This window comes from Rhodococcus sp. ARC_M5, from assembly GCF_022810405.1.
GTDB classification, from domain to species: domain Bacteria; phylum Actinomycetota; class Actinomycetes; order Mycobacteriales; family Mycobacteriaceae; genus Rhodococcoides; species Rhodococcoides navarretei.
The window spans coordinates 39,850-61,398 of record NZ_JALGQE010000016.1 but is presented as its reverse complement, the minus strand read 5'-3'; the positions used below and the strand labels follow the sequence as shown (position 1 = coordinate 61,398).

10 protein-coding genes are annotated in these 21,549 nt (G+C 65.5%); 3 read left to right on the top strand and 7 right to left on the bottom strand.

Going from position 1 to position 21,549, the window contains the following annotated elements:
* The first annotated feature begins 160 nt into the window (after positions 1 to 160).
* The 3 genes from fadD32 to MTX34_RS20610 are packed head-to-tail and all read left to right on the top strand — an operon-like array spanning position 161 to position 8,668.
* Entirely contained in the window at positions 161 to 2,059 is a 1,899-nt protein-coding gene (gene fadD32, locus MTX34_RS20620) for a long-chain-fatty-acid--AMP ligase FadD32 (protein ID WP_243610630.1), read from the top strand.
* 42 nt (positions 2,060 to 2,101) lie between these two features.
* Entirely contained in the window at positions 2,102 to 7,120 is a 5,019-nt protein-coding gene (pks13, locus tag MTX34_RS20615; RefSeq protein ID WP_243610629.1) for a polyketide synthase Pks13, read from the top strand.
* Positions 7,121 to 7,123: 3 nt separating this feature from the next.
* Entirely contained in the window at positions 7,124 to 8,668 is a 1,545-nt protein-coding gene (locus MTX34_RS20610) for an acyl-CoA carboxylase subunit beta (protein ID WP_243595890.1), read from the top strand.
* A 162-nt stretch (positions 8,669 to 8,830) separates the two neighbouring features.
* Here the strand turns inward: MTX34_RS20610 and MTX34_RS20605 are convergent, their stop codons facing one another.
* From MTX34_RS20605 to MTX34_RS20575, 7 genes are all read right to left on the bottom strand, one after another.
* Positions 8,831 to 9,793 (bottom strand): hypothetical protein, encoded by a 963-nt coding sequence (locus tag MTX34_RS20605; RefSeq protein WP_243610628.1) that lies wholly within the window; start codon positions 9,791 to 9,793, stop codon positions 8,831 to 8,833.
* A gap of 322 nt (positions 9,794 to 10,115) precedes the next feature.
* The gene (locus MTX34_RS20600; RefSeq protein ID WP_374640150.1) at positions 10,116 to 13,433 is read right to left on the bottom strand and encodes an arabinosyltransferase domain-containing protein; all 3,318 of its coding nucleotides are present in this window, start codon (positions 13,431 to 13,433) and stop codon (positions 10,116 to 10,118) included.
* Between the two features lie 76 nt (positions 13,434 to 13,509).
* Positions 13,510 to 16,713, bottom strand: coding sequence for an arabinosyltransferase domain-containing protein (locus MTX34_RS20595; protein WP_374640148.1), 3,204 nt, complete (start codon positions 16,711 to 16,713; stop codon positions 13,510 to 13,512).
* Entirely contained in the window at positions 16,691 to 18,460 is a 1,770-nt protein-coding gene (locus MTX34_RS20590) for a YfhO family protein (RefSeq protein WP_243610626.1), read from the bottom strand. The genes MTX34_RS20595 and MTX34_RS20590 overlap by 23 nt, the downstream gene beginning before the upstream one ends.
* Positions 18,461 to 18,565: 105 nt before the next feature.
* On the bottom strand, positions 18,566 to 19,756 hold the full coding sequence (locus MTX34_RS20585; protein WP_243610625.1) for an FAD-dependent oxidoreductase: 1,191 nt from the start codon (positions 19,754 to 19,756) through the stop codon (positions 18,566 to 18,568).
* Positions 19,757 to 21,145, bottom strand: a complete 1,389-nt coding sequence (locus MTX34_RS20580; protein WP_243610624.1) for a cytochrome P450 — start codon at positions 21,143 to 21,145, stop codon at positions 19,757 to 19,759.
* Positions 21,146 to 21,168: 23 nt separating this feature from the next.
* A complete protein-coding gene (locus MTX34_RS20575) occupies positions 21,169 to 21,489 on the bottom strand; it encodes a 2Fe-2S iron-sulfur cluster-binding protein (protein WP_243595896.1) in 321 nt (106 codons plus the stop codon).
* Positions 21,490 to 21,549: the final 60 nt, after the last annotated feature.

Sequence of the window (21,549 nt, the reverse complement as noted above, 5' to 3'; positions counted from 1 at the left end):
TGTAGCTGGCCTTTCAAACCAGGTGCCAAACCGACACCGTAAGAGCTACTAGTCAGTAACATAAAACGCTGTTCGGTGTCTGCATGCACGTAGCCGGTGGTGCGGGCCCAGGTCACGCAGGCTGTGTGGCAGCGGATTCGTGTCGGAGGAGATTGAAGTAATGAGCCACACGTTCGATGATTTCATCGATGAGAACGGCCACATCACCATCGGTGAAGGGCAGACGCTCGTCCGCCACGTCGAGGTGAACGTGCAAGAGAATTCCGACACGCTCGCGTACCGGTTCGTCGACTACTCCCGGGAACGTGACGGCGAAGCACACGAGTTGACCTGGGCCGAGTTCGGTACCCGCCTCAAAGCTGTCGCTGCTCGCCTCCAGCAGGTCACCCAGCCCGGTGATCGAGTGGCCATCCTGGCACCGCAGGGGCTCGAGTACGTCATCGCCTTCTTCGGAGCGATCTACGCGGGCACCATCGCGGTCCCGCTGTTCGATCCCGACGAGCCCGGTCACACCGACCGCCTGCACGCCGTCCTCGGTGACTGCAAGCCGAGCGCCATCCTCACCGCGAGCAACTCGGCCGCAGGCGTGCGCGCCTTCTTCCGTGCACTGCCCGCCGCGGAACGCCCCAGGATCATCGCCGTCGACGCCGTCCCGGACAGCGTCGGCGAGACGTGGGTCGAGCCCAAGGCCGGGCTCGACGACATCGCCTACCTGCAGTACACGTCCGGTTCGACGCGGACCCCGGCCGGCGTCGAGATCACGCACCGCGCGGTCGGCGTCAATGCGCTGCAGATGGTCGACAGCATGGAGATCAACCACGACTCCCGCGGCGTCACCTGGCTGCCGATGTTCCACGACATGGGCCTGCTCACCGTCATCCTCCCGGCGCTGGGCGGCAAGTACATCACCATCATGAGCCCGCGCGCCTTCGTGCAGCGTCCCTGGCGCTGGATCAAGGAACTCGCCGCAGTCTCCGACGGCGCGGGCACCTTCGCGGCAGCGCCGAACTTCGCGTTCGAGCACGCCGCCCAGCGTGGTCTGCCCAAGAACGGCGAGGCCCTCGACCTGTCCAACGTCATCGGACTGATCAACGGCAGTGAGCCTGTCACCACGTCGTCGATGAAGAAGTTCAACGAGGCGTTCGGCCCGTACGGTCTGCCGAAGTCCGCGATCAAGCCGTCCTACGGCATGGCCGAGGCGACGCTGTTCGTCTCCACCAGCAAGCACTCCGACGAGGCCAAGGTCGTCTACGTCGACCGCGTCGAGCTCAATGCGGGCAACTTCGTGGTCGTAGCCTCCGATGCTCCCGGTGCCATCCCACAGGTGTCCACCGGAACGGTCGCCCGCAGTCAGTGGGCCGCCATCGTCGATTCCGAGACGGCCACCGAGGTTGCGGACGAGCACGTCGGCGAGATCTGGTTGCACGGCGAGAACATCGGCAAGGGCTATTGGGGCCGCGACACCGAGACCTCGGAGACGTTCCACAACAAGCTCGTCCACCGCAATGCCGAGGGCTCGCATGCAGACGGTGCTCCCGAGGGTGGCAATTGGATGCGTACCGGCGACTTCGGCGTCTATCACGACGGCGAGCTCTACATCACCGGCCGCGTCAAGGACCTCGTCATCGTCGACGGCCGCAATCACTACCCGCAGGACCTCGAGTTCTCGGCCCAGGAAGCCAGCAAGGCCTTGCGCCCCGGCTTCGTCGCTGCCTTCGCCGTCCCGCTCAACCAGCTCCCCGACATCGTGTTCGAGTTCAGTGGAGCAGCCCTGACCAAGGACTCGGACGACAGCTCCGAGCAGCTCGTCATCGTGGCAGAGCGCGCTCCCGGCTCCGGTAAGGCAGATCCGGCTCCGATCGCCGACGAGGTACGCACGGCAGTATCGGCACGGCACGGCGTCACCGTGCGCGACGTCCTGCTCGTCCCGGCCGGCTCCATTCCGCGTACGTCGAGCGGCAAGATCGCCCGACGCGCATGCAAGGCCGCCTACATCGAGGGCACGCTGCGCGGCGGTTACCAGCAGACGGCCTTCCCGGACGCAGAACTGCCCGACTGATCTCTGGGCCTCCCGTTCCTTCGATACATAGCTTGGTGAGTAATGGCTGAACAAGAGACAGACAAGATTCAGAGTGCCGACGGGACGGACCTCACGGTCGCCCAGCTGCGGGATTGGCTACGCAACTGGGTTGCTGACGCGACCGGGCAACCGGCGTCGGCCATCTCCGACGACCGTCCGATGGAGGAATTCGGTCTGTCCTCTCGCGATGCCGTCGCACTGAGCGGTGAGATCGAGGAGCTGGTGGGGGTCACGCTGACCGCCACCGTCGTCTACCAGCACCCCACCATCGCCTCGCTCGCCAAGATCATCATCGAGGGCGAACCCGACGAGCCGGTCGGCACCGTCGACGACGCGTTCTACACCAGCGGCGGGCAGTCGGGCGACGCCCACGACGTCGCGATCGTGGGCCTGTCGTCCCGCTTCCCGGGCACCGGACAGACTCCCGAGGAAATGTGGTCGCTGCTCATCGAGGGCCGAGACGGCATCACCGATCTGCCCGACGGCCGCTGGCGGGAATTCACCTCCGATCCCGTCATCGCCGCGGCGGTCGAGGCGACGGTCACCAAGGGTGGCTACCTCGACGACGTCAAGACCTTCGACGCCGAGTTCTTCGCGATGTCGCCCAACGAGGTCGTCAACGTCGATCCGCAGCAGCGGCTCGCGCTGGAACTGACCTGGGAAGCGTTGGAGCACGCGCACATTCCGGCCAGCTCGATCAAGGGCAGTCAGGTGGGCGTGTTCATCGGCAGCTCGTCGAACGACTACCAGCTCATCGCCGTCAGCGACCCGGCCGTGCACCCGTACGCCCTCACCGGCACCTCCACCGCCATCGTCGCCAACCGCGTCTCGTACTTCTACGACTTCCGCGGACCGTCCATCGCCGTCGACACCGCGTGCTCGTCGTCGCTGGTCGCCGTGCACCAGGCGGTGCGCAGTCTGCGTACCGGCGAATCCGATCTCGCCGTTGCCGGTGGCGTCAACATGCTCCTCGCTCCGCCCATCACCGTCGGCTTCGGTCAGACGGGTGTGCTTGCGCCCGACGGCCGCATCAAGGCCTTCTCCTCCGACGCGAACGGCATGATCCGCTCCGAGGGCGGTGGACTCGTCGTGCTCAAGCGACTCGAGGACGCCGAACGTGACGGTGATCAGGTGCTCGCCGTCATCGCCGGATCCGCGATCAACCAGGACGGCCGCTCCAACGGACTGCTCGCGCCGAACCCGGACGCACAGGCCGACGCGCTGCGATTCGCCTACCGCGACGCCGGTATCAACCCGTCGGGCGTGGACTACATCGAAGCTCACGGCACCGGAACCATTCTGGGTGACCCGATCGAGGCCGACGCTCTCGGACGCGTGGTCGGCCGTGGCCGCGACGCAGACAAGCCTGCCCTGCTGGGATCGGCGAAGACAAACTTCGGTCACCTCGAATCTGCCGCAGGCGCAGCAGGTTTGATCAAGGTCGTCCTCGCGATGCAGCAGAACAAGCTCCCCGCTTCGCTGAACTACGTGGGCCCCAACCCGTACATCGACTTCGACAAGGCCCACCTGAAGGTGATCCCGGAGGCCACCGACTGGCCGCGCTACACCGGCAAGGCCGTCGCAGGAGTCTCCGGCTTCGGATTCGGTGGCACCAACGCGCACGTCGTGGTGCGCGAGTACGTCCCGGGCGAGACCTCGGCCGAATTCGACCCCGCTGCAGTGGATCCCGAGGCCGCCGTGGTGGAGGGCATCTACGAGGAGCAACTCGATTCCGAGACGACCAGCCCGGTCGCCGAGGCCGAGACCATCCTGGCCGAGTCCGAAAGTGTGCCGGAGACAGTAATTCTCGCAGTGTCCGCGGCTCTGCCGTCGCGTCGTAAGCGCGCCGCATCGGAACTGGCCGACTGGCTCGAGACCGAAGAGGGCAGCACGACGCCCCTCGTCGACGTGGGCCGCACCTTGGCCCGACGCAACCACGGGCGTTCGCGCGCAGTGGTTCTCGCCTCCACCACAGCCGAGGCCATCGCCGGCCTTCGCGCCATCGCCGCCGGCAAGCCGGGCCCCGGCGTGTTCTCCGCGGATTCACCCGCGTCCAACGGCGCCGTGTGGGTGTTCTCCGGCTTCGGCTCGCAACACCGCAAGATGGCCTCGCGGCTGTACCGCACCAACACTGTGTTCGCCGCCGAGGTGGACAAGGTGGACGAGCTGCTCGTCGACGAAGCCGGCTACTCCATCCGCGAGATCATCCTCGACGACTCGCAGACCTACGAGTTCGAGAACTCCCAGGTCGCCATTTTCGTCATCCAGATCGCCCTGGCCGCAACGCTTCGCGCGCATGGTGCCGAGCCGTCGGCCGTCATCGGACACTCGATGGGCGAGGTCGCGGCCGGATACGTTGCCGGTGGGCTGAATCTCGAAGACGCGGTGCGCATCATCTACGCCCGCTCGCGCCTGCTGGCCGAGGGCCAGGACGGACTCGGACCGGCATCGCAGGGTGCCATGGCTCTGGTCGAGTACACCCCGGACGAGGTCAAGACCCTGACCGACCAGTTCCCCAATGTCGAGCCCTGCGTCTACGCCGCACCGACGCACACCACCGTCGGTGGACCGCGCGCCGAGGTCGAGGCTCTCGTCGAGATGGCCGAGGCCGCAGGCAAGATGGCCCGTCTACTCGACGTCAAGGGAGCAGGCCACACCGCGGCCGTCGACGTCCTGCTCGGTGAGCTGGCCGCCGAACTCGCCGGAATCGAACCCGCCACACTCACTGCCGGGGTCTACTCGTCGGTCGATCGTGAGGCCCACTATCGCGTCGGGCATGCGGCGATCCATGGCGTCGACTACTGGACCAAGGGTATGCGTCACCCGGTCTGGTTCACGCAGGCCGTCAATGTTGCTGTGGGAGATGGCCACACGACGTTCGTCGAGCTCGCCCCCAACCCCGTCGCGCTGATGTCGGTGGCGGCCACGGCATGGGCTGCAGGCGTCGCCGATTCGACTCTGATTCCGACGCTCAAGCGCAAGGAGGACGAGTCCGAGACCTTCCTCGCCGCTCTGGCGCAGCTCTACGTCCACGGACACGCACTGGAACTGGCGACCCTGTTCGAGTCCGGCCCGTACGCGCCGATTCCGCGAACTGCGTACCTGCGCAAGGAGTTCTGGCTCAACTCGCAGGTCAGCTCCAGCGGTAACGCGCGAGTTCCCGGTGCGCGAGTCGCCTTGCCGGACGGCCGTCACGTGTGGGAAGTCCAGGCCTCGGCCGTCGCCGATTTCGATGCACTGGTCACGGCCGCCGCATCGCAGGTGTTCTCCGATGTGACACTGGGCGTTTCGGTGTCCCATGCGTCGGTGCCGAAGGTCGGCACTGTCGTCACCACGTTGACCTCCCACCTCGGTGGCGCCTCGGTCCAGGTACACGCACACGAGGGCTCGGCCTTCACCCTGCTGCACGAGGCCGTCGTCACCTCCGGAGATGCGCGTCCGGAACCCGTTGGGGCGGTGGAGCAGCGCTCGTCGTCGCCGATGGAAGAGCTACCCGAGGTCGTGGAGACGTTCGGTGACCGCTGGGATCCCAACGGCAACCAGAAACTCGAGGATCGACTGGCCATCATCGTCGCGGAGTCCATGGGCTATGCGCCCGAGGACCTGCCACCCGAGGTTCCGCTGATCGAGCTCGGGCTCGACTCACTCAGCGCTGTGCGCATCAAGAACCGGGTGGAGTACGAATTCGACATTCCCACAGTGCAATTGCAGGCCGTGCGCGACGCGAACCTGCGTGAGGTGGAGAAGTACCTGCGCTACGCGATCGAGAACCGCGACGAGGTGCAGGCGCTGGCAGACAAGCAGGCCGCAGAAAAGGCCGCCGAGCAGGCGGCCGTCGAGGCTGCACCGGTTCAGGCGACTGCTCCGGTTGCCGAGGAAGCGCCCGCAGTCGCTGCACCGGCTCCGGCCGCCGCAGCGCAGACCGACCTGGGCGGCAAGGAAGCGTTCGCCGAGGCCGCCGGTTCCGATGTGCCCCCGCGCGACAACGCCGAGCGGATGACGTTCGCGACGTGGGCGGTCGTGACGAAGGAATCGGCCAAGGGCATCTTCAACACCCTGCCGATCCTCGACGACGAGACGGCAGAGAAGCTGGCCGCCCGTCTGACCGAGCGGGCCGGCGGCGAAATCACCTTCGACGACGTGCTGGATTCGGAAACCATCGAGCAGTTGGCCGACAAGGTGCGCCCGCACCTCGAAGACGGTGAGATCGACGGCGTCGTACGCAACCTGCGTGCTCGGCCCGAAGGATCCACCGCCACACCGGTGTTCGCGTTCCACTCGGCCGGTAGCTCCACCGTCGCCTACGAGCCGTTGCTGCGGAAGTTGCCGGCAGGCACGCCGATGTACGGACTCGAGCGCGTCGAAGGCCCCATCGCCGTGCGCGCCGCGGAGTACGTGCCGCTGATCAAGGCGATCCAGCCCGAGGGGCCGTACGTGTTCGTCGGCTGGTCGCTCGGCGGCATCCTCGCCTACGAGGTGGCGCGTCAGATGGAAGAGGAAGGCATCGAGGTCGCCTACGTCGGGCTGCTCGATACCGTCATGCCCGGCACCGCGATTCCCGATACCAAGGACGAAGTCCGTAAGCGCTGGGAGCGGTACGCGGCGTTCGCCAAGAAGACGTACAACGTCGATTACCCGATCCCGTACGACAAGTTGGTCGACTCCGACGACGAGGGCCAGATTCGGATCATCACCGATCTGGTCAAGCTCAGTGGGGCAAAGATTCCCGGCGGCATCATCGAGCATCAGCGGACGTCGTGGCTCGACAATCGAGCCATCCAGACGGCCGAGCTCAAGGAGTACGGCGGGCACGTGACGCTGTACCTGGCCGACAAGTACCACGACGATGCGATCGCCCTCGAGCCTGCGTACGCCACCCGCGAAGAGCACGGTGGTTGGGGACCGGTGGTGAAGGACCTCGAGATCGTGTACGTCGGAGGCGATCACCTCGCCGTCGTCGACGAGCCGTACATTGGAAAAATTGCGGCCCATTTGTCGAAGACGCTCGAGAACATCGAGTCTGCAAGAACCGGAGCGTAGATCTTGAGTGGCACCACTGCGGAGAAGTTGGCCGAACTACGGGCGAGGCTCGAACTGGCCAAGGAACCGGCCGGCGAGATCGGGATAGCGAAGCGTGCGAAGAAGGGCATTCCCAGTGCTCGCGATCGCGTCAATTCGTTGCTCGATCCCGGCAGCTTCGTCGAGATCGGCGCATTGGTGAAGGCCCCCAACGATCCCGGTGCTCTGTACAGCGACGGCGTCGTCACCGGCCACGGAACCGTCGACGGCCGTCCGATCGCCGTGTTCTCGCACGATCAGACCGTGTTCGGTGGCACCGTCGGCGAGATGTTCGGCCGCAAGGTCGCCGGCATCATGGACTTCGCGATCAAGATGGGCTGCCCGGTCGTCGGCATCAACGATTCCGGTGGAGCTCGTGTGCAGGACGCCGTCACCTCCCTCGCGTGGTATGCCGAACTGGGCCGACGCCACGAAGCGCTGTCCGGCCTGTGCCCGCAGATCTCGCTGATCCTCGGTAAGTGCGCCGGTGGCGCGGTGTACGCACCGATCAACACCGACATCGTCGTCGCCACCGAAGAGGCGTACATGTTCGTCACCGGACCGGACGTCATCAAGTCCGTCACCGGTGAGGACGTCAGCCTCGACGAACTGGGTAGTGCCCGCGTCCAGGCCATCAACGGCAACGTGCACCACGTCGCTGCCGACGAGAAGGCCGCATTCGACTGGATCCGGAACTACCTGAGCTACATGCCGTCGAGCTGCCAGGAAGAAGCACCGGTGATCAACCCGGGGCTCGAGCCGGAGATCACCGAATCCGACCGCAAGCTCGACTCGTTCATGCCCGACGCCGACAACGCCGGCTACGACATGCACGACATCATCCTGCGCATCTTCGACGACGGTGAATTCCACGAACTGTCCGGCCAGACGGCACCGAACGTCATCACCGGCTTCGCCCGCGTCGACGGTCGGCCGGTGGGAATCGTCGGCAATCAGCCGATGCATCTGTCCGGGGCACTCGATGCCAAAGCCGCAGACAAATGTGCTCGGTTCATCCGCCTCAGCGATGCCTACAACATCCCGATCATCTTCCTCGTCGACACACCCGGATTCCTGCCCGGCGTCGATCAGGAAACTCTCGGCGTCATCCATCGCGGTGGTCGCTTCATCTTCTCCTTCGTCGAAGCCACGGTGCCGAAACTGACTGTCGTGATTCGCAAGTCGTACGGCGGCGGATACGCGGTGATGGGCTCCAAGCAGCTCGGATCCGACATCAACCTCGCCTGGCCGACGGCTCGCATCGCCGTCATGGGTGCCGAGGGTGCCATCAACATCATGAGTCGCAAGCAACTCGCCGAGGCGGGCGAGAATGCCCCGGCCCTGCGCAAGCAGCTCATCAACTTCTACAACGAGCATGTCGCAACACCCTGGATCGCCGCCGAGCGTGGCTACATCGATGCGGTCATCGAGCCGTCGAGCACCCGCCTCGAAATCCGCAAGGCCCTGCACATTCTGAAGGACAAGGAAGTGCACAAGAGTCCGCGTAAGCACTCGTTGCTCCCCATCTAGAGAACTGAAGTTCGGCGGTCCTTCGTCCCTCGGGGGTCGCTTCGCTCCCGTTCGCGTCAATGGACCACTGCACCGGTCAGACGTATGCGATGGTTCATTCACGTGCGGGCGTCGTCTGCGTCGATGGACCACTGCACCGGTCAGACGTGTCCGATGGTCCATTCACGCGGTCGATTCGCGCGGAAGCATCACGACATCCGGTCGAGGTCTGGCGAGAGCATGTTGGTAGTTCATCCGTAAGTCGTCGAGCACCTGTGTCGGCCGATCGCGGATGTCTTGCGGTGAATGGGATACGACGATCAGACCGTGGGCCTGCATTCGGTTACGTCGGGCTTGGGTCCGCTGGTAGTCGGCCGGTGACAGATGATGGGCCACGGAATCGATTTCACGTGCCAGCGCCACGGTGTCGATCCACCCGTCGGTATTGGCGATGAACTCTCCGCTCCGGGCGTAGATGTCGCAGTTGTGTGTCATCGCAGGCAGACCGCTGGTTCTGTACAGGCGTTGGTCTTCGAGTTCTGCCACCGAGTGCGCGTTGTCCCGCAACTCGAGAAGTACACGGCGGGTGAGCGCGCTGTAGCGGCGCGGCCCTTCGGCCAATTCGGCGGCGATCTCGTCGATGGTCACGCCGTCTCGTTGGAGCACCTCGGTCAGCAGGGCGACGCACCGTGCCTCGGATTTCGCGGCTCGCGTGGCGTCGACCAGTGAACGCACCAGAGGAGCAACTCGGATGCTGCCCTTGGTGATCGACTCTGGAAGCCGCCATGTCCGCTCTGCTCGGACGAATGACACCGATGCCCGACGCATTTCCGCGGGTAGCAGCAGATGAACCTCCCCGGCGGATCCGTTGGTCCCGTATCCGAACGAATCGAGTCCGACGCAGCCGGTGATCATGCTCGACGGTCCGCCGTATGCGAGCGCTGCGGCTGACCGCTCGAGTGTCGACGGATGACCGTTGCGCAGCAGTACGACACCCGGTAGCAATCGCTGCCACGGGCCGCCGGCTGCGCACCTGCCATCGATCGCTGCGTCACTCACGCCCGCCTCGCGAAGCTGCCGTCGCGTCACGACGCCGGTCGAGCTCAATTCGGATAGTGAAGCTGCGTTCCACAGTCGTCTCTTCATGCCCGAAGAGTGGAAGTCGGTACCGACACGTCAGACGGCTTTGGGCGGTATTACAGGATGTCTGTGGATAGACGACCTGTCTGTGGATGGATCGGCTGTCACCGGTCGGAAGGTGGACGACGCTGTCGGACTCGGATGCTAAGGCCGGCCGATGGAGTCAGATGGCGTCCGCGGGTGAAGCCGTCCGGCAGCGTGAATGAACCATCCACGCGCTCAGACGTATGCAACGGTCCATTGACCCACTACAGGCCGAGACGTGAATGGACCCTTGCACGGTCGAGACGTATGCAAGGGTCCATTGACGCGGGGCGGGGGCGGGCGATCAGTCCTCGAATACTCGCAATTGGCCGTCTTGGTAGAAACCCGATCGGGTGACGTCGGCGGTCTCGAGTTCAGCGGGCACAGCGCTCGGGTAGTACTGCTCGTAGCGCTCCAACGAACCCCAGTCCCTCGCCCAGTCGTTTTCGAGGTAGGTGGGGACGGTGACGGGTTTGGCGAGCAGTTCGGACCAGCCGAGGGGGCCGCCGTTCTCGCCGGATTGCCAGGTGTCGGTGGAGCTGACGGCGAGTGGGCGGTCGGGGAGGATGCGGTATTCGGGTACCTCGGCGACGCCGTATCGGTGGTCGAAGGGGCGCTGGCACGGGAACTGCAGTCCGACGGCCCAGTCGAGCAGCACGGGTTGATCGCTGCCGATCATGGTGTTCAGATTCTCCATCACCGGCACCCGGGGCGGGGTGAACGCGAGCCATTGGTCGCCGGTGAGGTTGGGGTCGTTGGCGACGATGCGGACGGCGTCGGCGTCGGGTGCGATGTCCGCCAACGGGATTCGGAGGTTGCGCCACGAGGGTGCCGGTCCGATGTCGCGGGGCAGGTAGGTGCCCTGGGCCTGGACGCTGCCGTCGGGCTGACGCTTGCCGTATTCGAGCAGCAGGGACTGTCCGTAGGTGAGTGCTCCGGTGTCGTCGTAGGACCAGATGCGGCCGGCTGCGGAGAAGACGACCAGGGGAGCATCATCGCTACGAGCAGGTAGTTGGTACCAGCTCGACGTCGCCTCCGCGGGCTCCTGGATGCCCTCCTGGTACGAGCCGAGTACCGGTGTGGTGGCCGGGTCGAGTCCGAAGGGCAGGGCGGCGGACGAGCCGTTGACGCCGACTTCGCCGGTGCCTCCTGCGGTTCCGGAGCTCTGGCCTTCCTCGAAGGCGGGTCCGACGGCTTGTTGGTCTGTGTTGCCCTGTCCTGGTTTGACTTCCACGGCGTCGGCGCTGAGGTCGCTTGGCACGCCGTTGGCAGTGAAGTTGCGCAGGGTGGAGCTCGATCCGCCGAGGGGGCCTGCGACGGGGTCGAAGTCCTCCGGCAGTGGGCTCAGTACACCTGCGTTGGGGTTGGACTCGACGAGCACGTCGTTGGCGAGTCCGCACGAGTTACCCAGGACGGACTGCACATTCGATCGTGCCAGCGAGTAGGCGGGGTACTGGGAGACGGCTCCCTTGACGAGCGAGAGCACCTCGAACAACACCATGATTCCGGCGATGACGGTCAGCGGTGCGGCGGCGAACTTACGGATGCGCTTGCCGCGCGCGGAGGTCGGTTTCGGTTGTGGGGGAGCGTATCCCTCGCGCAGGTACTGGAATGCGGCGACGGCGAGGACCAGTCCGAAGAGGATGAGGAACAGGGTGCCCGATTCGTTGCCGCTCAGCGACACCGTCTTGTCGAACCACGGCACGCCGTAGCTCGAGACGTACCAGTAGCCGTTGATGCCCGAGAACGACAGTGCGAGAACGAACATCAGCCCGGCTGTGAACAGCGATCGGTTGCGCCGCGAGCGCAGGGCGCTGGCCGAGACGGCGACGGCCGTCAGCGCGGCCAGGCCACCGGCGATTCCGGCGTAGGAACCGAAGTGGTGAGTCCACTTGGTGGGGTTGAACATCATGAAGAAGATGGTGCCGAGGACGACGCCGAGGAGTCGCCAGGCCGGTCCGTTCGAGATGCCGGGGATGCGTCGGCGGCGAAGCAGCACGAACAGTGTCGTGAACAGGCACAGGATCATCGTCAGGAACGCGAAGCGGCGTGCGACCGAGCCGTCGACGGTCTGGACGAAGAGGTAGTAGTAACGCAGGAAGTCCTGGTACCAGGCCTCGTTGGGGCCGATGATGGTGCGGACTCGGGTGGACTCGATGACCGTCGCGTACGTCTGGTCGGCGAAGACGACGACGAGTACCAGTACGCCTGCTGCAGCCAGCGGGGCGAGCATCGCGAGGGTGCCGACCTGGCGGTGGCGTCGGACGACGATGCGCGCGATGGGGCGGGCCCCGGCGAGAAGTGCTGCCACACACATCAATCCGGTCGGCGCTGCGGCGAGGGTGAAGGCTCCGATGAGACATGCTGCGGCGGCGGGGAGCAGTCGACCGGTGGCGATGGATCGTTCCACCGAGCACCAGGTGAGCAATGCGCCGAGGGCGACGATCGGTTCGGGACGCAGACCGTTGTTGTACGGCAGCCAGAACGCGAGGAACACCAGTCCGCCGGTCCACAGGGCGACGTTGGATTTGCGGACGGCGCGTCCGAGGCGTGGCACCACCTCACGGCTGATCACCATCCAGCAGAGGACGCCTGCGATGAGGGCGGGCAGTCGCATCCACGGGCTGGCGGTCGAGATCTTGGCGAAGACTGCGAGTACGTCGTAATACCAGCCGAACGGGGCCTCGGGTACGCCGAACCAGCGGAAGTAGTTGGCCATGTAGCCGGAGTGGTCCGCGGCGCGGGCCATCGTGAGCAAGTAGCCGTCGTCGGAGGTGTTCGCGCCGACGAAGTGCCAGCCCACCAGCACGCCGAGAACGGTGACGTCGACGCCGGTGAACTTCCACCAGTGAGAGGGGAAGAAGCGGCGGTGCGCGCGACCGTCGGTGCCGTCGAGCCGACCGAGTGCGCCGATGGCCAGCAGGGTGCAGGCGATCGCGAGGATCATGATCAAGGACTTGAGCAGCGTCGGCGACGACGAGAAGCGGGAGTCGACGTCGACGGTGACGGACATGTCGGCCGGAGCCGCGCCACTGAGATCGCTGAAGATGCCGACGACCTGGGGACGGAGGTCGCCGTCGAGCCTGCCCTGGATCGGCTGGCCGTCGTCGTCGGTGATTCCGGTGAAGGCCGCCGAGGTGTACTCGTCGTTCGAGGTGATCTCGATGGCCGCGCAGCGGGTGCTCTGGACGTCGGCGCGAGGTGCCGTCGCGACGACGACGTTTCGGTCGAGAACGTCCACGTTCGCCTCGCCGACGCGAACGAACAGACTGTTCAGTGCGGCGCCTTCGCCTTGCGGGGGAGCAGTCGCCAGCAACAGCCCGCCCGACGCGGGGAGTGAGGCGACGGCAGAGCACGGGAGGGTCGCAGTCAGGCTCAGAGGTGCCTGGGACACCAGTGGGGCGTCCACGTCCTGCAGCAGCCCGTTCTGGGGCCATTCGATGGTGGCGGTGGTCTGCGTGACGGGTGCAAACGGAGTGATCAGCGCGAACAGTACGCCGAGCACGCCGGCGACCATGGCGATCAGCCGGGGAACTCGTACCTGAGCACGAAGTTCGTCCGAGGCTCGCAGTGGAGCGGGGACGGGCGGACCAGCTGATGAATCTGTCACGACGTCGGGCACGAGAGTCGATGTTATGCGAGCGTGACGAAGAGGTCACACAGGCACCGTCCCCGGGAATAATCCTGGAACCAGGGGATCAGTCGGTTTTCATCGGTCCGTCGCTGGCCAATCCGGACCGAGACTGCTGCTCGACGGCGATCTCGGCCGTCGTCGCGTCAGGATCGAGTGGCATGTATCTCTCGATCGATCCCCAATCTCGGGCATAGTCGTCGGCGAGGTACGACGGCAGTGTCTGCGCGTCGAGCAGCAGTTCGGTCCAACCGAGCGGGCCGCCGCCGATGGAGTCCTGCCAGGCATTGGTGGATTCGGCACCGGTGCGGTCGGGCAGAATCCGGTACTCCGGTACCTCGGCGACGCCGTCGCGATGATCGAACGGCCGCTGGCACGGAAACGCGAGTCCGACGGCCCAGTCCAGCAACACCGGATCGGTCGATCCGACCAACGAGTTCAGCGTCTGTGTCTTCGGCACGCGCGGCGGGGTGACGGCGAGCCATTGATCGCCGGCCAGGTCGTTGTCCTCGGCGACGATACGCACGACGTCCGCGTCGGCAGGCAGGTCGTTCATCGGGACCCGCAGGTTGCGCCACGACGGCGACGGACCGATGTCGAGTGGGGTGATCCGTCCCAGCGCGAGCACGTCATCGCCGTCGCGGCGTCCGTATTCCAGTTCGACGCGTTGGCCCGGGGTGACGATCCCGTCCTTGTCCACCGATCGGATGCGGCCGGCGGCGGCGATGGTGATCAGGTCGCCTTCCCCCGGCAACACGTACCAACCGGAGGTCAGGGATGCAGGCTCGGTGGCCCCGAAGCTGCCGAGTACCGGTGTGGTGCTCGGATCGAGTCCGAACGGCAGAGCAACCGCGCTGCCGTTGATTCCGACGTTCTCGTTGGTTCCACCGGAGGTGCCCGCCGAGTTCGACGAGGTGGCCGCCGCACTCTGTTCGGAGTCCTCGGGGCGGATCGAGTTGGCGCTGCCCTGCGCGGTGTCCTCGGAGTCTGCGGTCAGGTCTCGGGCGACACCGTCGGGGGTGAATCCGGTATTCCCACCGGCACCCAATGCGTCGGCTGCGGGATCGATCGGTTGCAGGACCGAGCCGTTGACGTCGGTTTCCACCTGTACGTCACCGGCGAGTCCGCACGAGTTTCCGGCGAGGGCGGAGAAGTTCGAGCGTGCTATGGAGTACGCCGGATACTGCGCCACAGCGCCTTTGACGAACGAGAGCACCTCGAAGGCGACGACCCCACCGGCGACGATGGTCAGCGCGGACGGCGCGAAGCGTCGACGCGTGGTGGGTTCTTTTCTGCGATAAGGCAATCGGACGTGCTGATAGGCGGCGTAGAGCAACGTCAACACCGTCAGTCCGAGCAGGATCGTCGAAAAGCCCTTTCCGGCAACGGACGGCGGTTTGTCGAACCACGGAATCCCGTAGCTCGAGACGTACCACCACCCGTTGGAGCTGGTGAATGCCACGGCCGTCAGGAACAGGACAGCGGCGGTGAACAGCGTTCTGTTGCGCGGAGATCGGACGGTCGCCGCGGTCACGGCCACAGCAGCCAACGCGGCCAACGACGCCGCGAGACCGGCGTACACACCGAAGTGGTGGGTCCACTTGGTGGGCGTGAACATCATCAGAGCCAGTGCGCCCAGGATGATTCCGAGGATCCGACGCGACGGCCCCGTGGCGGTACCAGGGATGCGTCCGTTCTTGCGGAGCATCACCGCGATGCACACGACGATGCAGAGCAACATCGCGAACATGCCGAATCGTCGGGCGAGCGAGCCGTCGGGCGAGATGGTCATCAACGCGTCCCAACGGACGCGTTCCTCGAACCACGGCACGTTCGGTCCGATGGCCGAGCGCACCCGGGTCGCCTCGAGGACGGTGCTCAGAGTCTGGTCGGCGAAGATCGCGATCAGCACCGCCAGTCCCGACGCGACCAGCGGCGCGAGAACGGCGAGCAGTCCCACCTGGCGAGCACGCTTGACCACGATCATCACCAGTGGGCGCAGGCCGGCGAGCAGGGCGGCGACGGCGATCAGTCCGGTGGGTCCGGCGGCGAGCGAGAACGCGGCGATCAGGGTGCCGACGGCGGCGGGCAGCAGTCGTCCGGTGGCGATGGCGCGCTCGATCGAGCACCACGTGAGGAGCGCGCCGAGGGCGATGACCGGCTCGGGGCGCAGGCCGTTGTCGTAGGGCAGCCAGAAGGCGAGGAACACGAATCCCGCGGTCCACAGCGCGACCCGGTTGGTCACGACCGCGCGGCCGAGGCGGGGGATGACCTCGCGGCTGATCACCAGCCAGCACAGCAGCGCCGCGATGGTGGCGGGCAAGCGCATCCAGATGCTGGCGGTGCTGACCTTGGCCAGGGCGGCGAGCATGTCGTAGTACGGCATGCCGAACGGCGCTTCCGGGACACCGAACCAGCGGAAGTAGTTGGACATGTAGCCGGCGTTCTCGGAGACGCGGGCCATGTTGAGCAGGTAGCCGTCGTCGGAGGTGTTCGCGCCGATGAAGTGCCACAGCACCAACACACCCACCACGACGGCGTCGACGCCGGTGATCGATTTCCAGCGGGAGGGGAGGAATCGGCGGTGGCGTCGCCCATCCATGCCGTCGAGCCGATGCAGTGCGAACAGGGAGGCGATGACGGCGAGCGCGCCGACGATCATGGCCAGCAACTTGAACGTGGTGGGGCTGGAGGAGTACCGCGAGTCGATGTCGGCGCGCACGTTCAGGCCGTCGACCGGAGCGGTGAGGTCGGTGTAGATGCCGACGACCTGCGGCCGGATGTCGCCGTCCACGGTATTGGCCTCGCCGTCGAGGTCGACGATCGTGCTGGTGGCGTTCGAGGACACCGTCAGTGCGCAGTCTTCGGACAGCTCGGACACGGGAGCCTCGGCGAGGACGCGATCACGCAGCAGAACCTGCAGTCGGCCGTCGTCGACCCGCACGATCAGTGCCCTCTGCTCGGACTTCGCAGCTGCGATGGGTGCGGTGGAGATCAGCGTGCCGCCGTCGGTGAGAGCAGTGGCCGCGCTGCACGGCACGGTCGCCTCGAGGTCGACGGGCGAGTAGCTCACCAGCGGGGCGTTGACGCTGCCGAACGAGCTCTGCGGCCACGACAGGGTTGCGACGTCCTGCTGAACCGGCAGCAGGGGAGTCGCGATGGCCAGAATCGCACCGATGATGCCGGTGACGATCGCTACCAGTCGGGCGGTCACGATGTTCGGAGCGGTCTCGGGCACGCCGACGATGCTATGGGACGAGCGTCCGCACATCCCACACCCACACGCCACCGGTGTATCGAGGCTCGACACCGACGAGGTCGGTGACGGTGGTGCGCAGGGCTATGGTGTTCTCGCTCGGCGGCAGCACCACGACGTCGGCCTCCCAGAAGGCCATGTCCTGCGCAGCCTGACTGCGCTGATCCGTGGTGATCTCGGGGACGTTGCCCGAGTCGTAGACCGAGCCGAGCAGCAACGCCGTCGGACGGTCGACGGCCCCGTACTTGGCGACCTTGTCTTCTTTGTCGCTCGGTCCGACGAAGTATCCGGCGGCGAGCCTGAAGCCCATGTCGGCGTCCATCTGCCAGCGCAGCGGACGCGCATCCTCGGGCCGTGGCAGGGGAACGGTGACGACGGAACCGTCGTCGACGTAGTTCTGCCAGTCACCGTCGGCGAAGAACTGCGGGGTCGGGGACTTGTCGACGGCAAGAAGCGGCGTCGGGATCAGTGGTACGAGGGCGAGGGCGAGTCCGGCGATCCAGAACGCAGGCAGCGGGCGAAGTCCGTTGCGAACGGTGCGGTCGGTGGCCAGAACGAGCAGCAGGGCCAGGGCGGGCACCGCGCCCAACGCGAAGCGGGTCTCGAGCACGGATTCGACGAGTGGGTACTCGGCGAGCTTCGTCCACGGCAGCGTGATGCCGGTGTCGTCCTTGCCGATCACCAGCGTTGCACCGAGCGAGAGCACGCTCATGACGATCGCGGTCGCGGCGGCAGCCCGGGCGCACGCGACGCGCCACATCCACACCGCTGCCACGAGGCACAGCACCAGCAGCGGCCAGCCGAAGTACGCGTTCTCCTCGGTGGCGTTGATGCGGACGTTCTGCCCCGGCGTCGCCTCGCCGCCGAGGGATTGCGCCGGGAACTGGAACAGGGCCTTGGCGTCGTTGCCCATCGGTCCGTGTTCGAGGAACGAGTACGACTGCGGGCCGAAGAACTGCCACCACAGCGGAAATGCGACGAGCGTCAACGCGATACCGGCCGACACCGCGAGTCGGGGAACGGCGTTGCGGACGGCGGGCCACAGCGAACGCGGGCGCGACAGGTAGTAGACGACGGCGAAAATGGCGAACGACATCGCGAAGATCAGCAGGGGTTCTTCACCGAGCAGGATCTGCAGCGCGACGATCAGGCCCAGTCCGACGGTGTTCTTGGTGGTTCCGCCGCCGTGTGCGATGCGCGTGACCAGCATCGCGATGACCGGAAGCAGGAACAGAACCACGAAATTGGGGTGGCCGTTGGCGTGGGAGATTGCGCCGGGTGCGAAGCCGCACAGCGCACCGCCCATGGCAGCGGCACCCTTGGACGCGTTGAGCTGACGAGAGAACAACCAGTACCACGCGAACGCGGTGCCGGCCAGGCCGACGGTGAGGGCAATCGCCCAGGTCACGGTGGGTCCGAAGAGCAACGTGATCGGGGCAAGCGGGATGGAGATACCGAACATCGCCGTGTTCGCCATCAGATTCACCCCGAGCGGGTAGTTCTGCAGGTCGCTCCACAGCGGGTTGTCCAGTGAAGCAACCGAATGCGCGGCGACGGAGAAGAACCACTCCCACATCGTCTGGTCCTGGCCGCTGTTGTAGAGGTAGCCGCCACCCAGATTGCGCCATTGACCCTGCAGGACGTACAGGGCGGCGATCAGAAATCCGACTGCCGCAACGACATCACCACGTCCGACGCCGGAGTGTCGAGCCGGTGCCGTAGTCGGCTGCCGCTCGAGAACGCTCTGGTCGTGGGTGGTCATCGCGTCGAGGTTACAGAAAGATCACGATGGGCGAAAACTCGAACGACCTGGGTCACACGGTGAGGATCGCCGGCTCCCGGCAATGCGAGCGGGCCGAAATACAACCTATCCGATCAATTCCGCGCGTTCGATTGTGGAATGCTCGGCGATTTTCTTCTTGCTGTTCATGAAATCGCGCGGGCGGTTGATGCAGTCTGCGGCGATGAGTTCGCTGCTGCGGAGGTAGTAGCAGGTGAAGTCGCGATCGCGCTCCGGGTCGCCGTCGATGACGACCTCGTCGTATCCGGTGTTGAGTCCGGCGATCTGAAGCTTGAGGTCGTACTGGTCGGACCAGAACCACGGAAGCGCGGTGATGGTGGCGGACCCTCCGGTCATGGTCGATGCCGCCACCTTCGCGTGTTCGATTGCGGCGGAGACGCATTCGAGGCGAACGCGTCGGGAGTAGCGTGGAACGTCGTAGGCGGCGCAGTCACCGGCGGCGACGATGTAGGGATCGTTGGTGCGTGCCCGATCGTCGATGACGATGCCGTTCTCGACGGTGATTCCTGCTGATTCGGCGAGTTCGGTGTTGGGCACGATGCCCACTCCGATGACGACCAGATCTGCCGGTAGCGTGTCTCCGCCGGCCAGCACGACCTCGCGCACATGGCTGTCTCCGCGGAACTCCTCCACGAGGGCCCGCGTTCGAATGTCTACGCCCGCCTCGCGGTGGATTCGGGTGAAGAACTCCGAGACCACCGGTGCGGTGACGCGTTCCAGAACACGCTCCGCAGCCTCGACGACGGTGACGTCGAGACCCGATGCCCGGAGGGACGCTGCGGTTTCCAAACCGATGTAACCGCCACCGACGACGACTACCCGTGTGCCCGGCGTCGCGGCCGAGCGTAGCGATGCGGAGTCGGCGGCGGTGCGCAGGTAGTGAATGCCCGCCAAATCTGCTCCGGGAGTTGTCAATCGGCGAGTTCGCGCACCGGTGCACAGGGCGAGCTTGCTGTACGACTGCGTGACTCCGGTATCGAATGTGACCGTGCGAGCCTCCCGATCGATGCTGGTCACCGAACCATCGACCAGCTCGATGTTCTGTTTGTCGTAGAAATCCGCTCCGCGGATGGCCATGGCCTCTAGGGTCGAGGTGCCGGCCAGATACGCCTTCGACAAGGGAGGCCGCTGGTAGGGCAATGTCCCCTCGTCACCGATGAGAACTATGTCCCCCGCCCACTTCTCGCGTCGCAGATGTGCGGCGAGCTGAGCGCCGGCGTGGCTGGCGCCGACGATCACTGCGCGCTCGGCGCTCACTTAAGCCTGCTGCTTCGGGGTGAGGGTGACCATCATCTTGGATATGCCTCTCACGAAGTTCGACTGCACGTACTCGGGTTTCCCGACCACCTCGATGTTCTCGAAGCGAATCAGTAGTTCTTCCCAGAGGATTCGGAGTTGCATCTCGGCGAGCCTGTTGCCCATGCACCGGTGCACGCCGAACCCGAACGCGATGTGGTTGCGTGCGTTCTTGCGGTCGATGACGAAGTCGTTCGGCCGATCGAACACGCGCTCGTCACGGTTGCCAGAGGCGTACCACATGACCACCTTGTCGCCCTTGCGGATGAACTGGCCGTTCAGGATCGTGTCTTCCTTCGCGATCCTGCGCATGTAGGCCAGCGGGGTCTGCCAGCGGATGATCTCCGACACCATGCCGGGTACGAGATCGGGATTCGCCTTCAGCTTCTCGAACTGATCGGGAAACTCGTTGAGCGCCAACACCCCACCGCTCATCGAGTTACGTGTGGTGTCGTTACCGCCGACGATGAGCAGGGTGAGATTTCCCAGGAACTCCAGCGGCCGGTCGATGAGGTCCTTCGTGTCGTCGTTGGCTTGCAGCAACGAGATCAGGTCGAAGCCGGGCTCTTCTCCTGCTGCTTTCCGAGCGGCCTTGTCGTGCCAGAGAGCGCTCAGCCCCTTGGCCGCGTCGACCATGGCACCGAACACCTCGTCGTTGTCCGAGGGGCCACCGTTGGTCTGTTCCATTGCCGTCGCCAGGTCCGACCACTCCACGAGCTTGTGTCGCTGCTCGTACGGGAAATCGAGCAACGTCGCCAGCATCCGCGCCGTGAGTTCGACGGACACCGTGCGAACCCAGTCGAACGGCTGGTTCACGGGAAGGTCGTCGAGGACTTCCTGAACCCGGGACCGGATCAGGTCCTCCATCTCGCGGAGGTTCTTCGGGGCCACCACCCCTTGGACCGCGGCACGCTGAGAGTCGTGCCGCGGGGGGTCCATCGCGATGAACATGGCGATATCCATGAAGCGCGGGGGCTTGCCGATGATGATGAACGGCTCCGCCGAGAACACCTTGTGGTTCTTGTCGACAGCGATGATGTCCGCATGCCGGGTGACGGACCAAAAAGGCCCGAACGGGCTGTTCGGCTGGAAGTGCACCGGCGCTTCGTTGCGGACCCGCTCGAAGTACGACTTCCAGAGCCCCTGGCGGTACAGAAACGGGTTGCTCAGGTCGATATCGGCGAGATCGACGTCGTCGACCGGCGGTATAGGGGTCTCGGTGAACATGACCTGGCCGTCGGTGCGGGTCACGATCCGGCGCGTCTTGTCGTAGAGGTGCGCGCCGCGGATCTGCAGTTCCATCGGGATGATGGATCTCGCGGTGGTCGCGACGGTGTCGGCGATACTCATTGTTCTCTCCTCCGGTCCGCAGGTCAGATCTGGAATTCGGGAACGCGGACCGTCAAGCCGTCCCAGGATTCGCGCGCGGTCATCTGGCACGAGAGCCGAGATGTCGGCTCACGCTCGGGGTTCATGGCGAGCATGTCTTCCTCGACCTCGTCGTTGGTGCCGACGACGTCGCTCCATGCCTCGTCGACGACGACGTGACAGGTTCCGCAGGCTGCTTCGCCGCCGCAGTCCCCGTCGATACCCGGGATGTTGTTGTCGACGGCGATCTGCATGAGGGATGTGCCCTCGGTCAGCGGCGCCTCGTGCTTCTCGCCGTCGTGCGTGACAAAGGTGACGTCGGCCATGGTGTTCTCCTCGCTGAGTAACTGTGTTCCAAGTCTCTCTGCGACGGTCTTGCCGAACCA